Source organism: Arthrobacter sp. HY1533, assembly GCF_027568515.1.
GTDB lineage: Bacteria > Actinomycetota > Actinomycetes > Actinomycetales > Micrococcaceae > Specibacter.
On the sequence record NZ_JANKZF010000014.1, the window covers coordinates 69,747 to 86,308 of the forward strand.

The window sequence follows — 16,562 nt, forward strand, 5'->3', positions numbered from 1 at the left end:
GCACTGGCGCCTAGTGCATCATCGTGAAGCGCCGGGCCACGAGTTCCCGTACTGGTGCCAGCCGGAATGCCACACCAACGCCCGCATGCCGAACATCCAGGTACGACGCCGGGGCCGGGCGTCCCAGCGCCATGTTCAGCCACGCCTGCCGTGCGGCGGCCCGGGCAGCCTGCATGCGGGTGCGTTCAAAGGCGCGCAGGACCGCACCCGTGGGGTTGCCCTGCAGCGCGGCGGCCATGATGGGGGCCAGTTCTGCCGCGTCGAGCCAGCCCAGGTTCATGCCCTGGCCGCCGATGGGGCTGATCTCGTGGACGGCGTCGCCCACCAGGGCCACGCGCCCCCGCACCATGGCCCGGGCCATGCGGGTTCGGACCCCGAAGGCGCTGAGCATGCTGTTGTCTTCTGCCGCAACTGCGGCACCGGTGCGCGCGAGAATGAGCCCGGCCAGGTCCTCGGCCGTGGCCCCCTGCAGCAGTTCATCCGTGTGCACCACCCAGCGCCGCAGCCGCCCCGGCAGGGGGAACGATTCGACAATGCCGCCAGGCTCCAAATGCAGCACGGCTGCGGATCCGTCGCTGCCCGTGTCCGGGAAGTCGCCCATGAGGTAGCGGTCGGGGTGGTCACGTCCGGCCGTGGGAATGCCCAGCAGCCTGCGCACGGTGGAGCGGGCGCCGTCGGCCCCCACCACCAGACGGCCCTGGAAATGTACATTCTGGCCCCCGCCGCCGTGCGTGCCGGACAGCGTGACGGACGTGCCGCCGTCGTTCAGCGACGTGACGCAAAAGCCGCGCACGACGGCGTCCGGGTCCAGTTCGAGGACCCGTGCCTCCAGGATGGCCTCGGTGCGGGCCTGCTTGAGCGCCAGCACAAACGGCCAGGCCGGGTTGGCCTGCTCGAAGGATAGCCTGGCCACCTCCCGGCCGCCGCTGCGGGCAACCCCGTCACGGATGTGCACGCCCTCGGCCGCCATGGCGGTGGCCACCCCGGCCAGGTCCAGGGCGGCCAGCGCCGGCGGGTGGATGCCGATGGCGCGCGAGTGCGGGCTGGCTTCGCTGCGCTGTTCCAGGATGCGCACCGACAGGCCCTCCTGGAGCAGGAGCGCGCCAAGGTACAGGCCAACCGGTCCGGCACCCACCACCAGCACGTCAAACATGCGGCCGCCGCGGGGTGTGCAGCAGCAAGTTGCGGTAGGGCGCCGCGCGTTCCACCCGCCAGCCCGGGGGAGCAGCTGCGCGCAGTTCGTCAGCCGTGTAGCTGCGCCGGATGGAGGTCAGCCCGTCGCGGCGAATGAAGGATCCCGGGAAAAACGGCAGGGTCCCGGCGGCGAAGAGGGTGTAGGCAACGGGGCTGCGGGCAATGTCGCTGTGGATCACGGCGGTGCTGGCCAGGGCCTGCGAGTCCTGCAGCAGTCCCTGGAACTCGCCGGGGTTGAGGTGGTGCAGCATGTGGTTGGAAATGACGACGTCGAACACGGCACCCCCGGCCACCAGCTCCCCGCTGAACGCCTGCCGGTAGGAGAGGTGGGGCACCGGCGGTTGGGCGCGGGCAAACGCGAGGGCGCGGTGGTCGGGGTCGATGGCCGTGACCTCCAGCAACAGGCCGTCGCGGGCAGCCCAGCGGGCCAGGTTGCGGGCCACGTCGCCGCCCCCGCAGCCAATGTCGAGCAGGGTTGTCTGTCGCTTGGCCGACAACAGCGGCCGGATGCGCTCCCGGTAGTTGCCGCGCCATCCGGACACCACGGCATTGATCAGCGGAAACTGTGCGTACGTCCGTTCCAGCCTGGCCGGGTCGCAGTCGGGCCTGTCCATTTCCTCCACGGCATCCAGGTCCCGGGCGCGAAGGAACCCGCCAGCCCTAGACCCTGGCAGCGTCTTCAAGCTGGCTTTCGTGGCCCTGGCCTTCGAGGTTGCTGGGCTGGCTGACCTTGGTGAACAGCCCTGTCTCAACGGTCAGCCCGGGACCAAAGGCCATGGAACAAATGGCCTCGCGTTCCTGGGCCGCCGGAAGGTCCAGGATGTGCTTGAGCACGAACATGACGGTGGCGCTGCTCATGTTCCCGTAGTTGCGCAGGGTTTCCCGGGCCGGCACCAGTTGTTCGTCGCTGAGCCCCAGCTTGGCCTGCACCTTGTCCAGGATGCTCCGCCCGCCGGGGTGGATGGCCCAGTGCGGAATGCTGCTGTGGGGCAGACCGTGGAATTCCGGGGCGCGGGCCAGCAACGGCACCAGCGCGCCTGTGATGTGTTCGTCAATGATCTTGGGGACGTAGCTGTCCAGGACCATTTCAAAGCCGTGGTCGCCAATGTTCCAGGCCATGGAGTCCTCGCCCACGGGCGTCAGGACTGTCTCAAAGTGGTCCAGGTCCAGGAATGGCCCGTCCCCGGGCAGCTCCCGCGCCGTGACCACGGCTGCTGCCGCGCCGTCGGCGAACAGCGAGGAGCCCATGATGGTGTCGGGATCGTTGGAGGTGCGCACATGCAGCGAGCACAATTCCACGGAGACCACCAGCACCACGGCGTCCGGATCCGCGTCGCAAAAGGCCTTGGCCGCCCGCAGCGCCGGAAATGCGGCGTAGCAGCCCATAAAGCCCAGGTGGTAGCGCTGCACCGACGGGTTCAGGCCCAGGGCCCGGACGATCTTGTAGTCGGGTCCGGGGTTGAAGAAGCCTGTGCAGGAAACCGTGACCACGTGCGTGATGTCCTCGGCGGCCACGCCTGGGCAGGCCGCCAGGGCCTTGTGCGCCGCCTCGATGAACAAGGCCGTGGCCTGGCCCGCAAACAAGTCGTTGCGTTCCTTGGTGGTGGGGTTCAGCAACAGCCCGGTGGCGCCGTCGTAAAACATGGGGTCGGGGCCGTGGAAATCCAGGCTCATCTCGGCCACCGCTGTGTGCCGGGTGTCGATGGCCGCCGAGTCAAAGCAGGTGCGGACCAGGCGTTGGCCCAGCCGGGTCAGCCCCGGCTGGGCGGCAAACACGTCCCGGGCCTGCTCCTGGATCAAGATGGTGGGCGGAACCGCAGTTTCCAGGGACTTCAGGGTGACCGTCATAGTCCATTCTTAGGGCCGCCCGCGCCGTTGCACAATGGGGACGGTACAAAAGTTGCCACTATTGCCGGGTGGCCTAGATCCAGCGCCTGTTGCGGAAGATGCCGAACAGGACAACGCTGACCCCAAACATGGCTATCAGCGCCAGCGGGTAGCCCCACTCCCAGTGCAGCTCGGGCATTGAATCGAAGTTCATGCCGTAGACGGTGCCCACCAAAGTGGGGGCAAAGAGGATGGCGGCCCATGCGGAAATCTTCTTGACTTCCTCATTCTGGTCGTTGCTGGCCTCCGCAAGGTGTTTCATTTCCTCGTTCTGGCGCTGCGCCACCAGCGTGGCGTTCACGGTGAGGATGTCGCGGAGCATGAACCGGAAGCCATCGATCTTTTCATTGACCTGGGTGACGTGGTCGTCCACGTCGCGCAGGTACTGCTGCAGGTCCTCGTTGATTCCATACTTGGTGAACCCGCCGGCCAGGGCGGCCAGAATGCCCACCATGGGCTTGGTGGAGCGCTGGAACTCAATAACCTCACGCGAGAGTTCGTAGATGCGCCGCGACACCTGGGGGTCACCGCCGAAGACCTCGGTCTCGATCTCGTCAATGTCGTTCTCCAGGCCTGTCACCACGGGCGCAAAACCGTCCACCACAGTATCCAAAATGGCGTAGAGCACCGCCTCCGGGCCCAGCCGCAGCAGGGTGGAATCCTGCTCCATGCGGCGCCGGACCTGGGCAAGGTCGGGGGAGTGGCCGTGGCGGACGGTGATGATGAAGTTGGGGCCAACAAAAATGTGCAGCTCACCAAACTCCACCTCCTCCTGCGATTCCAGGTACCGGGTGGCCCGCAGCACGGCGAACAGTGTGGTTCCGTAGCGTTCGATCTTGGAACGCTGGTGCGCCATGACGGCGTCCTCAACGGCCAGTTCGTGGAGGTCAAACTCGGCGGCAAGCTCCTGCAGCTCCGCCTCCTCCGGGCGGACCAGGCCAATCCAGGCCATGGAGCCGGGGGCCTTGTTCAACTCCCGGAAGGTGTCCGGGAGCGTGGCGGGGGAGGAGATCCTGGTCCCGTCCAGGTAGATGCCGGCGTCAACCATGCTGGTGGCAGGGCGCTGCACGGCGCGTTCGGCGCCGCGGTCCGGGATGGCGGCACTCGTGGCCGTGGGCGGGGCGGGGAATTCCCGGGTCTTGAGGGGGGTGAGGTTTTGCAGGCGCGTGACAGTGCGGCGGGTGTTCATGGGGTGGTCCAAACGGCAGTGCGGGCGGGGACGATTCGTCTATGGCCAGCCTCGGAACGTGTGCCGCAGGAAGATAAGGAAATCCTATGCGGAGCCGGAGGGGGCCACGGGGCACATACTTGGGGGTTCGGTCATCATGCGACTGACCACCTCTTTTCAGTATGCTCGCGCCGTCCCGGCGATTTTTTCCTGTCAGTGCCGAGGATACCCGAGTCTGCCGGTTCTGGCACATCGGTGCCAATTTCGGCCCTGAGTGCCGCGGTGCGGGGACCCCCGGGTCAGGGATGGGCCAGGCGGCCGGAGAAGGTGAACAGGATAGCCGCGGACACTTCAGGGGCCGGGGTGTCGGGGCTGAACAGCAGCCACTCCACCCCGCCCATGAGCGTTGCCCCGAAGATGCTGCCGGCCATGAGCAGCCTGCCGTTCTCGGTGGTGCCGGCCGGCAGCATCGGTTCCAGTGCCGCACAGATCTCGCCGAGGGCCTCGCGGCGCAGCACGGACATTGTGTCTTGCCAGGCCCTGTCCGTGCGGAAGATCTCCGAGGCCATGAGCTTGGCCAGGGCCCGGTTCTCGGCGATCAGGGCCAGCATGTCCGCCACCATGGCCTCGATGGCGGCAAAGCCCTCCGCCCTGCCCCGGGCCGCCCGCAGCGATTCGGCCAGCGAGCGGACCCCGGCGGTCAGCAGTTCCCCGAACAAGGCGTCCTTGGAGGAGAAGTTGTAGTACACGCTGCCCTTGGCCACCCCGGCCCGCTCGGCAACGCCGTCCATGGTGGTCCCGGAGATCCCGTGCAGCGCACCGAGTTCCAGGGCGGCGTCCAGGATGGCCTGCTTGGTGGGGGAGATGCGTGCCACGGGGGCTCCTTGCTGGTCAGTAATGCGGGCGTGGACTGTGGCGTGCTGCCGGGGCGGCGGTGCGGCCTACATTTCCAGTTCCGGGTGCAGCCGCTTGATGGAGAACACCCGCTGGCGCCCGGCGCTGAACGCGCTGATCGCCACGGAGGCAACGGCCATGAGCGCCAGGAACAACACAGAGGTCCACAACCGGGAGTCTATTCCACCAGTCATCAGCTCCCGAAGTCCACTCACCACATACGTAGCCGGCATGAAGGGATGCAGGGCCTGGAAGAATCCGGGCGTCGTCTCCACGGGGTAGGTTCCGCCCGAGGAGCTCAGCTGCAGCATCAGCAGCACCAGGCTGACCACGCGGCCGGCAGCCGTGCCCAGCACGATGATGAACATTTGCTGCAGCGCCAGGAACGCCACGGTGGTCAGGTAGATGAAGGCCGCCATGGCCACGGGGTACACGGGCTGCATGTCCAGCCCCCACAGCAGCACGGCCACCATGATGACCACCTGGCCCAGGCCAATGGCCAGGGCCGGCAGCAGGCCGGTCAGCACCGTGCGCAGGCCGTTGGCGCCGGCCGCCAGGGCGCGGGTGGGCAGGGCCCGCAGCAGCAGCCAAGAAATGAGTGCGCCCACAAACGTGGCCAGGGCGATGAAGAATGGGGCAAAGCCCTCGCCAAAGCTCTTGGACTCGTTGGCCCACTTCTGGTTGACGGCCACCGGGGCGGCCAGGACCTGCGACTTCTGCTCCAGCAGGTCCGCGGAGTCGTTGGGAACTGCCGCACCGCCGTCGTGCAGCTTGTCGGTGAGCTCATGGCTGCCGGCGGAGAGCTTGCCGGCGCCGTCGGCCAGGGTGGTGCCACCGGCCAGGAGCTTGCCTGTGCCATCGGCCAGCTGCGAACTGCCGCCGCTGAGGGTGTTGGCGCCGTTGGCCAGCGCCGCTGCGCCGTCCTTGGCGGTGGTGGCCCCGCTGGAGAGCTGGGACGTGCCGCCGGAGAGCTTGGCGGCTCCGTCGGCCACGGAGGCCGAACCTGCCGCGGCGCTTTGCGTGCCCGCGGCCAGCTTAGCGGCGCCGGCATCCAGGGAGGTGGCTCCCGTGGAGAGCTTGCCTGCGCCGGCTGCTGCGTCACTGACGCCGCCGGCCAGTTTGGTGACACCGGAGGAGACATTGCCTGCCCCCGCGGCGAGCTTTGCCGCGCCGTCCGCCAGGGGCGTGGTGCCCTCGGCGGAGAGCTGGTGGGCCCCTGCCGCCAGCTGGCTGGCCCCGCCGGCCAGCGGTGCCATTGCCTGCTGCTGCAATTGGGTCAGGCTGTCCAGCAGTGCGCTCGCAGGCGTTCCGGCCGGCATGGCCGCAACGCCGGCAATCAGCTTGGCGAGTTGGTCTGAGGCTTGGGCGGCACCGGCGGACACGCTGTCTGCGCTGCCGGCCAGGGTGGCTGCGGATCCGGAGATCTTGGCTGCGCTGGAGGACAGGGTGCCGGCACTGGAAGACAATGCTGCGGCACCGGCATCGAGCTTCTGGGCGTCGGGAATGGCATTGGCCAGGGAACCGGCCAGCTCATGTGCGCCGGCGGCGAGGGTGCTGCTGCCGGCGGACAAAGACGCCGCACCGGAGTTCAGTTCCGCCACACCCGCTGACAGGGAGCCGGCCCCGGTGGCCAGCGAGGATGCGCCGTCGTTCAGGGTGGCCGCGCCGCCCGCCAGCGAGTCCACGCCGGAGGAGAGGCTGGAGGCACCCTCGGCCAGTGCCAGTGCGCCGTCCTTGAGGGTCACGGAGCCGTCGGCGAGCTCGGTCATGCCGACCACCAGCTTGCCGGCCCCGTCCTTGGCGCTGTCGATGCCTTCGGTGACCTTGGCGGAACCGTCCGCCGCGGCACGAAGCCCGTCGCCGGCGTCGTGCAATCCCACCAGGAGGGTGGAGGAGGTCTGCTCGCCGAGCTGTTCGGCCACGGCGTCGCGCACCTGGGCCATGGCCTGCTTGCCCAGGACGCTGGAGAGGAAGTTGTTGGAATCGTTGAACTCCACGTCCAGCATGGTCTGCGCCGGGGCGTCGGTGCCCACCGAGACGGCGTTGGTGGAGAAGTCGCCGGGGATGGTCATGGCGAAGTAGTACTTGCCGCTGGCCACGCCCGCGGCGGCCGCGTCCGCGTCCGTCTCCTCCCACTTGAGGTCCATGCCGGCCATGAGCTCCCTGGCGAGGTCGTCGCCTGCATGCACGGCCTCCTCGCCATTGACGGCGCCGGTGTCCTGGTTGACCAGGGCCACTGGCAGCTCATTCATGTGCTTGTCGGGCGCCTGGAACGCCCACAGGTACAACGCGCCGTAGATGAGCGGGATGAACAGCATGACCGCCACGGCGATCTTGGGCAGCTTGCCGCGCTTGAAGCGGCTGAGCTCTGTGCCGGGGGACAAAAAGGCAAACATTTAGACGGACTCCTCGATCAATTCACTGTGTGCCGGCGCGTCTTCCGCGGCGGGTTCCGGCGTTTCGGCCGGGGCTCTGAGGTCAATGACGTGCGGCGCGATGTCCAATTGCTCCCACAAACTCTCATCCAGGGAGGACGCAGAAACGACGACGTCGGTGTGGCCGGCTGCGATGCTGGCCAGCCGGTCCCACACGATGGAGCGCGCCTCGGTGCTGCGGAGCTGTTCGATGTCGTCCACAAACAGGACCCGGGGGACGGACATCATGGCCAGGGCCAGGCGGAGCAGGAACTGATGCGTGCTGTCCAGGTCCCAGATGACGGTGGCGGCGTGGGGGATGGGTTCGGCGCCAAAGACGGGGGCGCAGGCATTGGCCACGTCAACGTCGTTGAACTTGCGCACCCGCGACCACCACGGCGAAATCCAGGCCTGGCGTTCGCGCAGCGCGGCGCCCACGGTGACCGACTGCTCCAACTCGTCAATGCCGGCGAAACCCGCAACGGAGCTGAACTTCTGCACCTCACGCAGGTCCCTGGGGAGTTCGTGGCCGGCCACGGTGAGGGTGCCGGCGTCGTGCTTCATGCGCCCTGCCAGGGTCAGCAGGAGCGAGGTGCGGCCGCTGCCGGCATCGCCACGAAGCACGCCCAAGCCGCCGTGCAGCTCAAAGGTCAGTGGGCCGTAGACGGGGCCGCGGCCCGCCGACAACTCAATTTGGTCTGCATCAATCTGCACGGGGGTTCCTTCGGGTGGGGGATGGTTCCTAGGTGCCGGTGCCGCAGGAGATTCCGCGGGGGCCGGCACATTTCAATTCTTTGTACTGACCAGTCAGTTTAACTACGTGAAGGGGTGGTTGCGCAACCGCTCCCGGGCGCGCGGGTCCGTGAGATTGTTCACTCCCGGCGCCCGCCCGCGCGTCGTTCCGGGGATTGCCGGGCGCAGGGGGGCGAAGAATTTGGACTGATTTGAGAGAATTGAAGCGTGACTGTTACAGACCTGCCCTCCAGCGACACCAAACTGGACCTCCCGCCCCTGAAACTTGGCAACATCACCGTGGACACCCCGGTGGTGCTTGCCCCCATGGCCGGCATCACCAACACGGCCTTCCGCCGGCTGTGCCGCGAGCATGGCGGTGGGGTTTTTGTGTCCGAGATGGTGACCTCGCGGGCGCTCGTTGAGCGGACTCCGGAGTCCATGCGCCTGATCAGCCACGACCCGGACGAGCAGATCCGTTCCGTGCAGCTCTATGGCGTGGACCCCGAGACGGTGGGCAAGGCCGTGCGCATGCTGGTCGAGGAAGACCACGCCGACCACATCGACCTGAACTTCGGCTGCCCCGTGGCCAAGGTGACCCGGCGCGGCGGCGGCGCGGCCCTGCCCTGGAAGCTTGACCTGTTCACCGACATCGTCCAGACCGCAGTGCGCGAGGCCTCTGTGGGCGGTCTGCCGCTGACCATCAAGATGCGCAAGGGCATTGACGAGGACCACCTGACGTTCCTCGAGGCCGGCCGCATTGCGCGCGACGCCGGCGTGGCCGCGGTTGCCCTGCATGGCCGCACGGCCAACCAGTTCTACTCCGGCAAGGCCGACTGGGACTCCATTGCCCGGCTCCGCGAAGCCCTCCCGGACATCCCGGTCCTGGGCAACGGCGACATCTGGAGCGCCGAGGACGCCATCGCCATGGTGCGCCAGACAGGCGTGGACGGCGTGGTGGTGGGCCGCGGCTGCCAGGGCCGCCCCTGGCTCTTCGGCGACCTCATGGCCGCATTCGAAGGCAGCGACACCCGCCACAGGCCCGGCATGGCCGAGCTGGCTGCGGCGGTGTACCGCCACGCCGAGCTGCTGGTGGACACCTTCGACGACGAGAACAAGGCCCTGCGCGACATCCGCAAGCACATGGCCTGGTACTTCAAGGGCTACGTGGTGGGCGGGGACCTGCGCGCCAAGCTGGCCGCCGTGCCCACCCTTGAAGTGCTGCGCGGGCTCCTGGACCAGCTGGACATGTCCGAGGGCTACCCCGGCACCGACGCCGAGGGCCCCCGCGGCCGCGCCGGCTCGCCCAAGCGCACAGCGTTGCCGGCCGGCTGGCTGGACAACCGCACCGTCAGCAACACGCAGGAGGCCGAGCTGGCCGGCGCCGAACTGGACGTCTCCGGCGGCTAAGTGTCTGCTGCCTCGGTGGTCGAGCTTGTCGAGGCCCGCGTGATTTCGACAGGCTCAATCACCGGCGCCCAAGGACCGTGAATGGGCAGCCCTGTGCACAGCGTCCCGGGGCGCCCGCCGCATGGCCCTAAACTAGGGAACATGGCCACAGATCCAGCACCCGTGTACCTGCCCCACGACGAGCAGCGGTGGGTGCAGGAGACACCCAAGAACACCCTGCGCACCGTTTTTGAGCGCGACCGGGCCAGGGTCCTGCACTCCTCGGCGCTGCGCCGGCTCGGGGCCAAGACCCAGGTGGTGGCCCCGGACACCGACGACTTTGTCCGCACCCGCCTCACCCACAGCCTGGAAGTTGCCCAGATTGGCCGGGAGCTGGGCCGCACCCTGGGCTGCGACCCCGACGTGGTGGACACCGCCTGCCTGTCCCACGACTTGGGCCACCCGCCCTTTGGCCACAACGGCGAATCCGTGCTGAACAGCCTCACCCACGACATTGGCGGCTTCGAGGGCAACGCCCAGACCCTGCGCCTGCTGACCCGGCTGGAGTCCAAGGTGCTCACGGCCGACGGCGGATCGGCCGGCCTGAACCTGACCCGCGCCTCCCTGGATGCCGCCTCAAAGTACCCGTGGCTGGCCGTGGACGCACCGCTCATCGACGGCTCCCGCACCAGCAAGTTTGGCGCCTACACCGACGACCTGCCCGTCTTTGAATGGCTGCGCGAGGGCGCCCCCAAGGGGAAGTCCTGCATTGAGGCGCAGGTCATGGACCTGGCCGACGACATCTCCTACTCCGTCCACGACGTGGAGGACGCGATCGTGGCCGGCCACGTGCAGCTGAAGTGGCTGGCCAACTCCGACCAGCGCAACCGGGTCCTGGGCTACACCAAGCAGTGGTACCTGCCCGGCGTGGACACCGCCGAGATTGACGCCGCCCTGCAGCGCCTCGAAGCCGCAGATGTGTGGGTCCGCCACGCCGACGGCAGCCGCCGCTCCATGGCCGCACTGAAGGACATGACCAGCCAGCTGATCGGCCGCTTCTGCCAGAGCGCTGTGGCCGCAACCCAGGCCATCCACGGCACCGGCCGCCTGTCACGGTACGCGGGCGAGGTGGTGGTGCCGCAGGAGACCCTGGTGGAAATTGCCGTCATGAAGGGCCTGGCCACCACCTTCGTCATGACCACCGACCACCGCCAGCCCATCTACCAGCGCCAGCAGGACGTCCTCAGCGAGCTTGTTGCCGTCCTCAGCGCCACGGGCGACGCGCACCTGGAGACCATGTTTGCCGCCGACTGGCGGGCCGCGGACGACGACGGCGCCCGGCTTCGGGTGGTCATCGACCAGGTGGCGTCACTCACCGACGGATCGGCCCTTGCGCTGCACGAGCGGCTCGTGGGCACGGAACGGACACTTCTGTAGCGTCCGCCACAGCCTGGGCTGCCGCCATGGGCCCTGCATGCACCGCCCCGCCAGCTTGCCCACAATCCTCACGTAAACTGGCAAAATGGCTGGGCTGATTAAACGTGAAGATATTGACGAGGTGCGCACGCGCACCGACCTCAAGGAAGTCGTTGACGCCTACGTCACCCTGAAGTCCGCTGGAATTGGTTCCTACAAGGGCCTGTGCCCGTTCCATGATGAACGCAGCCCTTCCTTCCACGTGCGCCCGCAGATGGGCTACTTCCACTGCTTTGGCTGCCAGGAAAGCGGCGACGTCATTTCCTTCATCCAAAAGATGGACCACATCTCCTTCTCCGAGGCGGTGGAGAAGCTGGCCGGGCGCATCGGCTACGAACTGCGCTACGAGGACGGCGGCACCGGCCCGCGCCGCGAGGACATTGGCCGCCGGCAGCGCCTGCTGGACGCCCACAAGATTGCCGGGGAGTTCTTCCGCGAACAGCTGGTCACCCCGGGCGCGGCGGCCGGCCGCCAGTTCCTGTCCGAGCGCGGCTTTGACCGTGCTGCCGCCGAACACTTTGGCGTGGGCTTCGCCCCGCAGGGCTGGGATGCGCTGCTCAAGCACCTCACGGGCAAGGGCTTCACGCACGAGGAACTGAAGCTGACAGGCATGTTCTCCGAAGGCAACCGCGGCATCTACGACCGTTTCCGCGGCCGGCTCATCTGGCCCATCCGCGACATTGCCGGGGACACCGTGGGCTTTGGCGCCAGGAAGCTGTTCGAGGACGACCAGGGCCCCAAGTACCTGAACACCCCGGAGACAACCCTCTACAAAAAGTCCCAGGTGCTCTACGGCATCGACCTGGCCAAGCGGAACATCGCCTCGAAGCGCCAGCTGGTGGTGGTCGAGGGGTACACCGACGTCATGGCCTGCCACCTGGCTGGCGTCGACACAGCCGTGGCCACCTGCGGCACGGCCTTTGGTGCCGAGCACATCAAGGTGGCCCGCCGCCTGCTGTCCGACGACGGCACCGGCGGCGAGGTGGTGTTCACCTTCGACGGTGACGCGGCCGGGCAGAAGGCCGCCCTGAAGGCCTTTGACGAGGACCAGCGATTCACGGCCCAGACGTTCGTGGCCGTGGAGCCCTCAGGCGCCGATCCCTGCGAACTCCGCCAGCGCAAGGGTGACGAGGCCGTCCATGCCTTGATCCGCTCCCGGCGCCCCCTGTTTGAATTTGCCATCCGCTCCACCCTGGCCAAGTACGACCTGAGCACGGTTGAGGGCCGGGTCAGCGGCCTGCGCGAATCCGCGCCGGTGGTGGCCGCGATCCGCGACGGCTCCACCCGGATGGGGTACAGCCAGGAACTGGCCGGCTGGCTGGGCCTGGCCGACCCCAACGAGGTGCTGCGCGCGGTGAAGAATGCCGAACGGCGCGCCCACAGCCCGGGCCAGCACGACGCCAAGGGGCACACCCAGCAGCGCGCCGGAGCGGCAGGCCCGCAGGGCGGCGGCCAGTTTGCCGCCAGCCACAACGGGTCACCGCAGCAGGGCGGAGGCCAGGGCCGTCAGCAGGCGGGGCCACCCCAAGGGTTCCAACAGGGCGCGCAGCAGATGAGCGCCCCGGAAGCGGAGGCCACCCCCACCATCGCGCGCCCGAACCCCGGGGACCCCCAGGGCCGGATGGAGCGCGAGGCGCTGGAGGTAGTGTTGCAGCATCCCGGGTACCTCTCGGCCGGAAACTGGCAGCACTTTGGCGCCACGGAATTCGTGGTTCCCGCCTACAAGGCCATCCAGGCCGGGATCGCCGCCGCGGGCCAGTCCGAGGAGACCTCGGTGCAGTGGCTGGAGGCCGTCCGCTCAAGCGTGCCGCCGGAGCTGGAATCACTCGTCGCCGAGCTGGCGCTCAGCCCCCTGCCGGCCACCCGGGAGGACACCCTGGCACGCTACTGCCGGGACATCCTGCGCAGGCTCTTTGAGCTGCAAATCACACGCCTGAAGGAGGAGCGGCTCGGGGCCCTGCAGCGCATGGATCCGGCCGTCGATCCGGAGAACTACCAGCTGCTGCAACGCGAGCTCATGGAGCTGGAAACGGCCCGCAGGCAGCTGCGCGGCGACGGATAATCGGCACGGGACCACTCGATTTCACAACGGGGCAACCCTTTGTTATTGTTGTTCCTGCACGATCCCCTATAGCTCAATTGGCAGAGCGTTCGACTGTTAATCGAAAGGTTCCTGGTTCAAGTCCAGGTGGGGGAGCCAAGGCAAAAATTGTCTCCGGCCTCGTATCGGGGCCGGAGACAATTATTGTGTCGTGTGGGTGGAAATGATCGGTTTTGGTAATTACTGTGAGTTTCTGCTAAGGTAGTGTTGCTTCATTCCCCTATAGCTCAATTGGCAGAGCGTTCGACTGTTAATCGAAAGGTTCCTGGTTCAAGTCCAGGTGGGGGAGCCATCGACAAAAGAACCCCCGCATTCCATGTGAATGCGGGGGTTCTTTTGTTTTCCGGGCCGGCCCTTTTTGCGGCGGGCCATCAGGAATAAACTGGATGGCAGGTGCGGTCTGTCACACGTGCCCAGAGAAGCCCTCTTCGGAACAGAAAAGGAGCCCGGCCATGTTGATTCGAATCCTGGCTGCCGTGGCAGTCTTTGTTTCAGCCCTCATCCACCTTGAGCAATGGTGGGTCGTGTTCCGAGACAATGCCTTCATGGCCCCCGCCATGTTGCTGAACTTTGGCGGCGGCGTCGTGATCGCCCTGCTCCTGCTTTTCTGGCGGCACTGGATCCCCCTGGCCCTTACGGTGCTCTTTGGCGCCTCGACGCTGGGCGCCTTCATTATTTCCGCCACCGTGGGCCTCTTCGGTGTTCACGAGCACTGGACGGGCTGGATCATTTTCACGGCCGCCGGCGTGGAGATAGCCGCGATCATCCTGGGCCTTGCGGGCCTGGCAATGGAACGCCGGCACCCACTGGCACCGCGGGCTGCGGCGTCTTCACACCTTCGGTGACGGCGGCAGTGCCCGGGCTTGCGGAGTTGCCGCTGTAGGCTGCCAGGAAGTTGTCGCGAAAGTCGCTCATGGGCCAGACGGGTGCGCCGGACCCCGGCAGCATGCCATCCTGCCATCCCCACGGTGAGATAGCCGCCATGACGGCCGGATCCGCGGACATGATCGACACCGGAACGTCATGGCCGCCCCTGCCGCCGGAAACCTCAGGGGCCGGCTGGTGGTCGCCCAGCACAACCAGGACCAGGTTCGGGTCCGGGTGTGCGGCCACAAAGGAAAAGACGGTGTTGAGCGAATACTCGATCGACTCGCCGTAGAGGGCGCGCACCCGCGCGGGGTCGCCGGCCACGGATTCAGGGGTGGCGCCGCGCCCGGGCATGCCGTTGAACACGCTGCCGTCGCCCACTTCAGCCCACGGCACTGGAGAGGGCAGCGGCGTCCAAGGGGTGTGGCTTGAGACCAGGTCCAACTCGGCCATGACAGGGGAGCGTGGCGCCGGGGACAGCTCCAGCCGCTGGAAGGCCGACAGGACATACTGGTCAGGCATCGTTGCATAGCTGAATTTGGGGCCCGCATACCCAACATTGCGTGAATCGTAGAGCGCATCAAAGCCGTAGAACGCCTGGCCCTGGGGCCAGTCAGTGGTGTTTGAAGGGACGTCGAAGACCGTACGCCAGCCAGCCTTGTGGAACGCCCCGGACAATGTCATCCGCCCGGTGGTGAGGAGCTGGTTGTAGCGCTGCTGGCTGTTGACCCACGTCCCCGATTGCAGGGTTGAGTGGGCCAGCCAGCTGGCGCCGCCCAGCGTGGGGGAGGACAGGAACGCGCTGCGTGATGCAAAGCCCGCAGCCTCAAGCCGGGCGGTTCCGGCGGTGAGCGCGTCCTTGATGCCGGGGGAAAAGGACGAGCCCTCCACGGCGGACCGCCCATAGCTTTCAACAAACACGAGCAGCACGTCCTTTCCCCGGAGCCCGGACAGCAAGCCACCGGGATCCTGCGCCACGCCGGCGCCCGACATCCCGCCGGGCGAGATCGGGCCTGCGGCTCCCGTGCCCGCCCCGAAGATCGGGTCATGGGCAATTTCGGCGGCAAAGACGCCCCGGTCGGCCAGGTCGCGCTGCAGCTGGCGGACCTGGCCTGCCACGAATCCGGAGGAGCCGGCGGATGCCACCGGTGCCCCGGGCGCCCACGCCAGCCCCGCCGCCGCAAACAGCAGCCCGGCCGCACCCAGCACGGCCCAGGGGCCGAGCCACGCCCTGCGGTTGCCTGCCGCAGCCCGGACAAGCCGCAGCGTGGCCCGCGGCAGCAAGAACAGGGCAAGGGCAACGAACACCACAACCAGGGCCACAATGGCGATGGCCCCGGCCTGCCCTATGGAGTCGCCCAGAACACCGGCTCCGGGGCCCAGGTAGTACCAGTCGTTGGCGGGGTCAAAACCGCGCCCAAAAGCCGATTCAAAGCCGGTGTTCAGGGCCTTCAGGACAAGCAGGCCCGCCAAGAGCAGCCCAAACGTCACGGCAAAGGGCCGCAGCAGGCGCACCGGCAAGAACAGTGCACCACCCAGCAGCACGATCCCCTCGAGCGGGATGGCGGCCAGCGCCGCCGGTGTTGTCCCGGCAAGGTTTGCCGGGGCGGAGAGGACACACCACACCGCAACCGCGGCCGTGACAGTCAGCACGCGCGGCGGCAGCACCACCTTTCCCGGATGCTCCCTGCGGTGACGCCACAGCCACCAGGCCTCCCGTCCGAACGATTCGGCCAGCATCGCCAGGGCAGCGAGCAGCAAGGCCGCCGCAAGCCAAGGCGGCAGCACCCCGGCGGCCGCAATGGTCAGGGCAATGCCCACCCCGGCTGCCACCACCTTGTTCCAGTAACGGGGCGGGGCGTCGGCACGCAGCCAGGGCAGGAACCAGCCCGCGGCCACCAGCACATAGCGGGCGGCACCAAGCAACAGCACCCAGCCACCCACCCGGGGCGCGGCGTAGGCGCTCAGGGCAAAGATGAGGAAAGCGTCAACTTCCATGTCAAAGCGTGCGCCAAGTTCCGACGTCGTGCCCGTCCTGCGGGCAACCTTGCCATCCACGGCGTCGAGCACGATGGTGCCCGCGGACAGTGCAACGAGGGCCGGCACGGCGGCGGGGGAGTAAAAGGAGTCGGCCACCAGCGCGGCGGCGCCGCCGGCCAGGACGGCGCGGAATGCCGTGACCCAGTCGGCGGGGCCGAACCCGGAACCGCGCTTCATGAGCGCCGCCGCGAGCAGGGCCCATACGGCCACCGCGTACAGCACGCCCGTGACCCAGCCTGCGGAGCCCAGGCCGACGCCCGCGGCCAGGGCAGCCAGCAGCAGCAACTGGCAAGCGAAGCCAGCGGCCGGACCGAGGTGCACTGTTCGCACTGTGCCTCCAGAGTTGGGACCCCAACAGTATTAGGATAGGGGCAATTGCGGGGCTGAACCCGTGAATCCG

General features: G+C 67.7%; 12 protein-coding genes and 2 tRNA genes. 6 read left to right on the forward strand and 8 right to left on the reverse strand.

All coding sequences use genetic code 11. The annotated features are described in order from the left end of the window. Positions 1-10: 10 nt before the first annotated feature. The 7 genes from PCK14_RS12090 to PCK14_RS12120 form a co-directional block, all read right to left on the reverse strand. Positions 11-1,153, reverse strand: a complete 1,143-nt coding sequence (locus PCK14_RS12090; protein WP_269938750.1) for an FAD-dependent oxidoreductase — start codon at positions 1,151-1,153, stop codon at positions 11-13. Then, positions 1,146-1,868, reverse strand: coding sequence for a class I SAM-dependent methyltransferase (locus PCK14_RS12095; RefSeq protein ID WP_269938834.1), 723 nt, complete (start codon positions 1,866-1,868; stop codon positions 1,146-1,148). Before PCK14_RS12095 ends, PCK14_RS12090 begins: the two co-directional genes overlap by 8 nt. After that, on the reverse strand, positions 1,855-3,042 hold the full coding sequence (locus PCK14_RS12100) for a type III polyketide synthase (RefSeq protein WP_269938751.1): 1,188 nt from the start codon (positions 3,040-3,042) through the stop codon (positions 1,855-1,857). The genes PCK14_RS12095 and PCK14_RS12100 overlap by 14 nt, the downstream gene beginning before the upstream one ends. Positions 3,043-3,115: 73 nt before the next feature. Then, positions 3,116-4,270: a magnesium and cobalt transport protein CorA gene (locus tag PCK14_RS12105; RefSeq protein ID WP_442864712.1), complete on the reverse strand. Its 1,155-nt coding sequence runs from the start codon at positions 4,268-4,270 to the stop codon at positions 3,116-3,118. A gap of 278 nt (positions 4,271-4,548) precedes the next feature. Further along, a complete protein-coding gene (locus PCK14_RS12110; RefSeq protein ID WP_269938752.1) occupies positions 4,549-5,124 on the reverse strand; it encodes a TetR/AcrR family transcriptional regulator in 576 nt (191 codons plus the stop codon). 66 nt (positions 5,125-5,190) lie between these two features. Then, positions 5,191-7,539, reverse strand: coding sequence for a YhgE/Pip domain-containing protein (locus tag PCK14_RS12115; protein WP_269938753.1), 2,349 nt, complete (start codon positions 7,537-7,539; stop codon positions 5,191-5,193). Then, positions 7,540-8,271, reverse strand: coding sequence for an ATP-binding cassette domain-containing protein (locus PCK14_RS12120; RefSeq protein ID WP_269938754.1), 732 nt, complete (start codon positions 8,269-8,271; stop codon positions 7,540-7,542). A 246-nt stretch (positions 8,272-8,517) separates the two neighbouring features. Here PCK14_RS12120 and dusB point away from each other — a divergent pair, with 246 nt between their 5' ends. From dusB to PCK14_RS12150, 6 genes are all read left to right on the forward strand, one after another. Further along, a complete protein-coding gene (gene dusB / locus PCK14_RS12125; protein ID WP_269938755.1) occupies positions 8,518-9,699 on the forward strand; it encodes a tRNA dihydrouridine synthase DusB in 1,182 nt (393 codons plus the stop codon). A 141-nt stretch (positions 9,700-9,840) separates the two neighbouring features. Further along, positions 9,841-11,115, forward strand: coding sequence for a deoxyguanosinetriphosphate triphosphohydrolase (locus PCK14_RS12130; RefSeq protein WP_269938756.1), 1,275 nt, complete (start codon positions 9,841-9,843; stop codon positions 11,113-11,115). Positions 11,116-11,200: 85 nt separating this feature from the next. Next, the gene (gene dnaG / locus PCK14_RS12135) at positions 11,201-13,216 is read left to right on the forward strand and encodes a DNA primase (protein ID WP_269938757.1); all 2,016 of its coding nucleotides are present in this window, start codon (positions 11,201-11,203) and stop codon (positions 13,214-13,216) included. A 62-nt stretch (positions 13,217-13,278) separates the two neighbouring features. Then, a tRNA-Asn gene (locus tag PCK14_RS12140) sits at positions 13,279-13,354 on the forward strand. 117 nt (positions 13,355-13,471) lie between these two features. Beyond that, positions 13,472-13,547, forward strand: a tRNA-Asn gene (locus PCK14_RS12145). Between the two features lie 160 nt (positions 13,548-13,707). Next, the gene (locus PCK14_RS12150; RefSeq protein ID WP_269938758.1) at positions 13,708-14,100 is read left to right on the forward strand and encodes a hypothetical protein; all 393 of its coding nucleotides are present in this window, start codon (positions 13,708-13,710) and stop codon (positions 14,098-14,100) included. Here PCK14_RS12150 and PCK14_RS12155 read toward each other — a convergent pair. After that, the gene (locus PCK14_RS12155; protein ID WP_269938759.1) at positions 14,018-16,492 is read right to left on the reverse strand and encodes a CDP-alcohol phosphatidyltransferase family protein; all 2,475 of its coding nucleotides are present in this window, start codon (positions 16,490-16,492) and stop codon (positions 14,018-14,020) included. The genes PCK14_RS12150 and PCK14_RS12155 overlap by 83 nt on opposite strands. Between the last annotated feature and the right edge of the window lie 70 nt (positions 16,493-16,562).

What these genes read in the sequence shown, in the direction of transcription:
- PCK14_RS12130 (WP_269938756.1), top strand. Translation starts at nt 9,841, where the DNA reads ATGGCCACAGATCCAGCACCCGTGTACCTGCCCCACGACGAGCAGCGG.
- PCK14_RS12090 (WP_269938750.1), bottom strand. Translation starts at nt 1,153, where the DNA reads ATGTTTGACGTGCTGGTGGTGGGTGCCGGACCGGTTGGCCTGTACCTT.
- PCK14_RS12150 (WP_269938758.1), top strand. Translation starts at nt 13,708, where the DNA reads ATGTTGATTCGAATCCTGGCTGCCGTGGCAGTCTTTGTTTCAGCCCTC.
- PCK14_RS12105 (WP_442864712.1), bottom strand. Translation starts at nt 4,270, where the DNA reads ATGAACACCCGCCGCACTGTCACGCGCCTGCAAAACCTCACCCCCCTC.
- dnaG (WP_269938757.1), top strand. Translation starts at nt 11,201, where the DNA reads ATGGCTGGGCTGATTAAACGTGAAGATATTGACGAGGTGCGCACGCGC.
- PCK14_RS12115 (WP_269938753.1), bottom strand. Translation starts at nt 7,539, where the DNA reads ATGTTTGCCTTTTTGTCCCCCGGCACAGAGCTCAGCCGCTTCAAGCGC.
- PCK14_RS12100 (WP_269938751.1), bottom strand. Translation starts at nt 3,042, where the DNA reads ATGACGGTCACCCTGAAGTCCCTGGAAACTGCGGTTCCGCCCACCATC.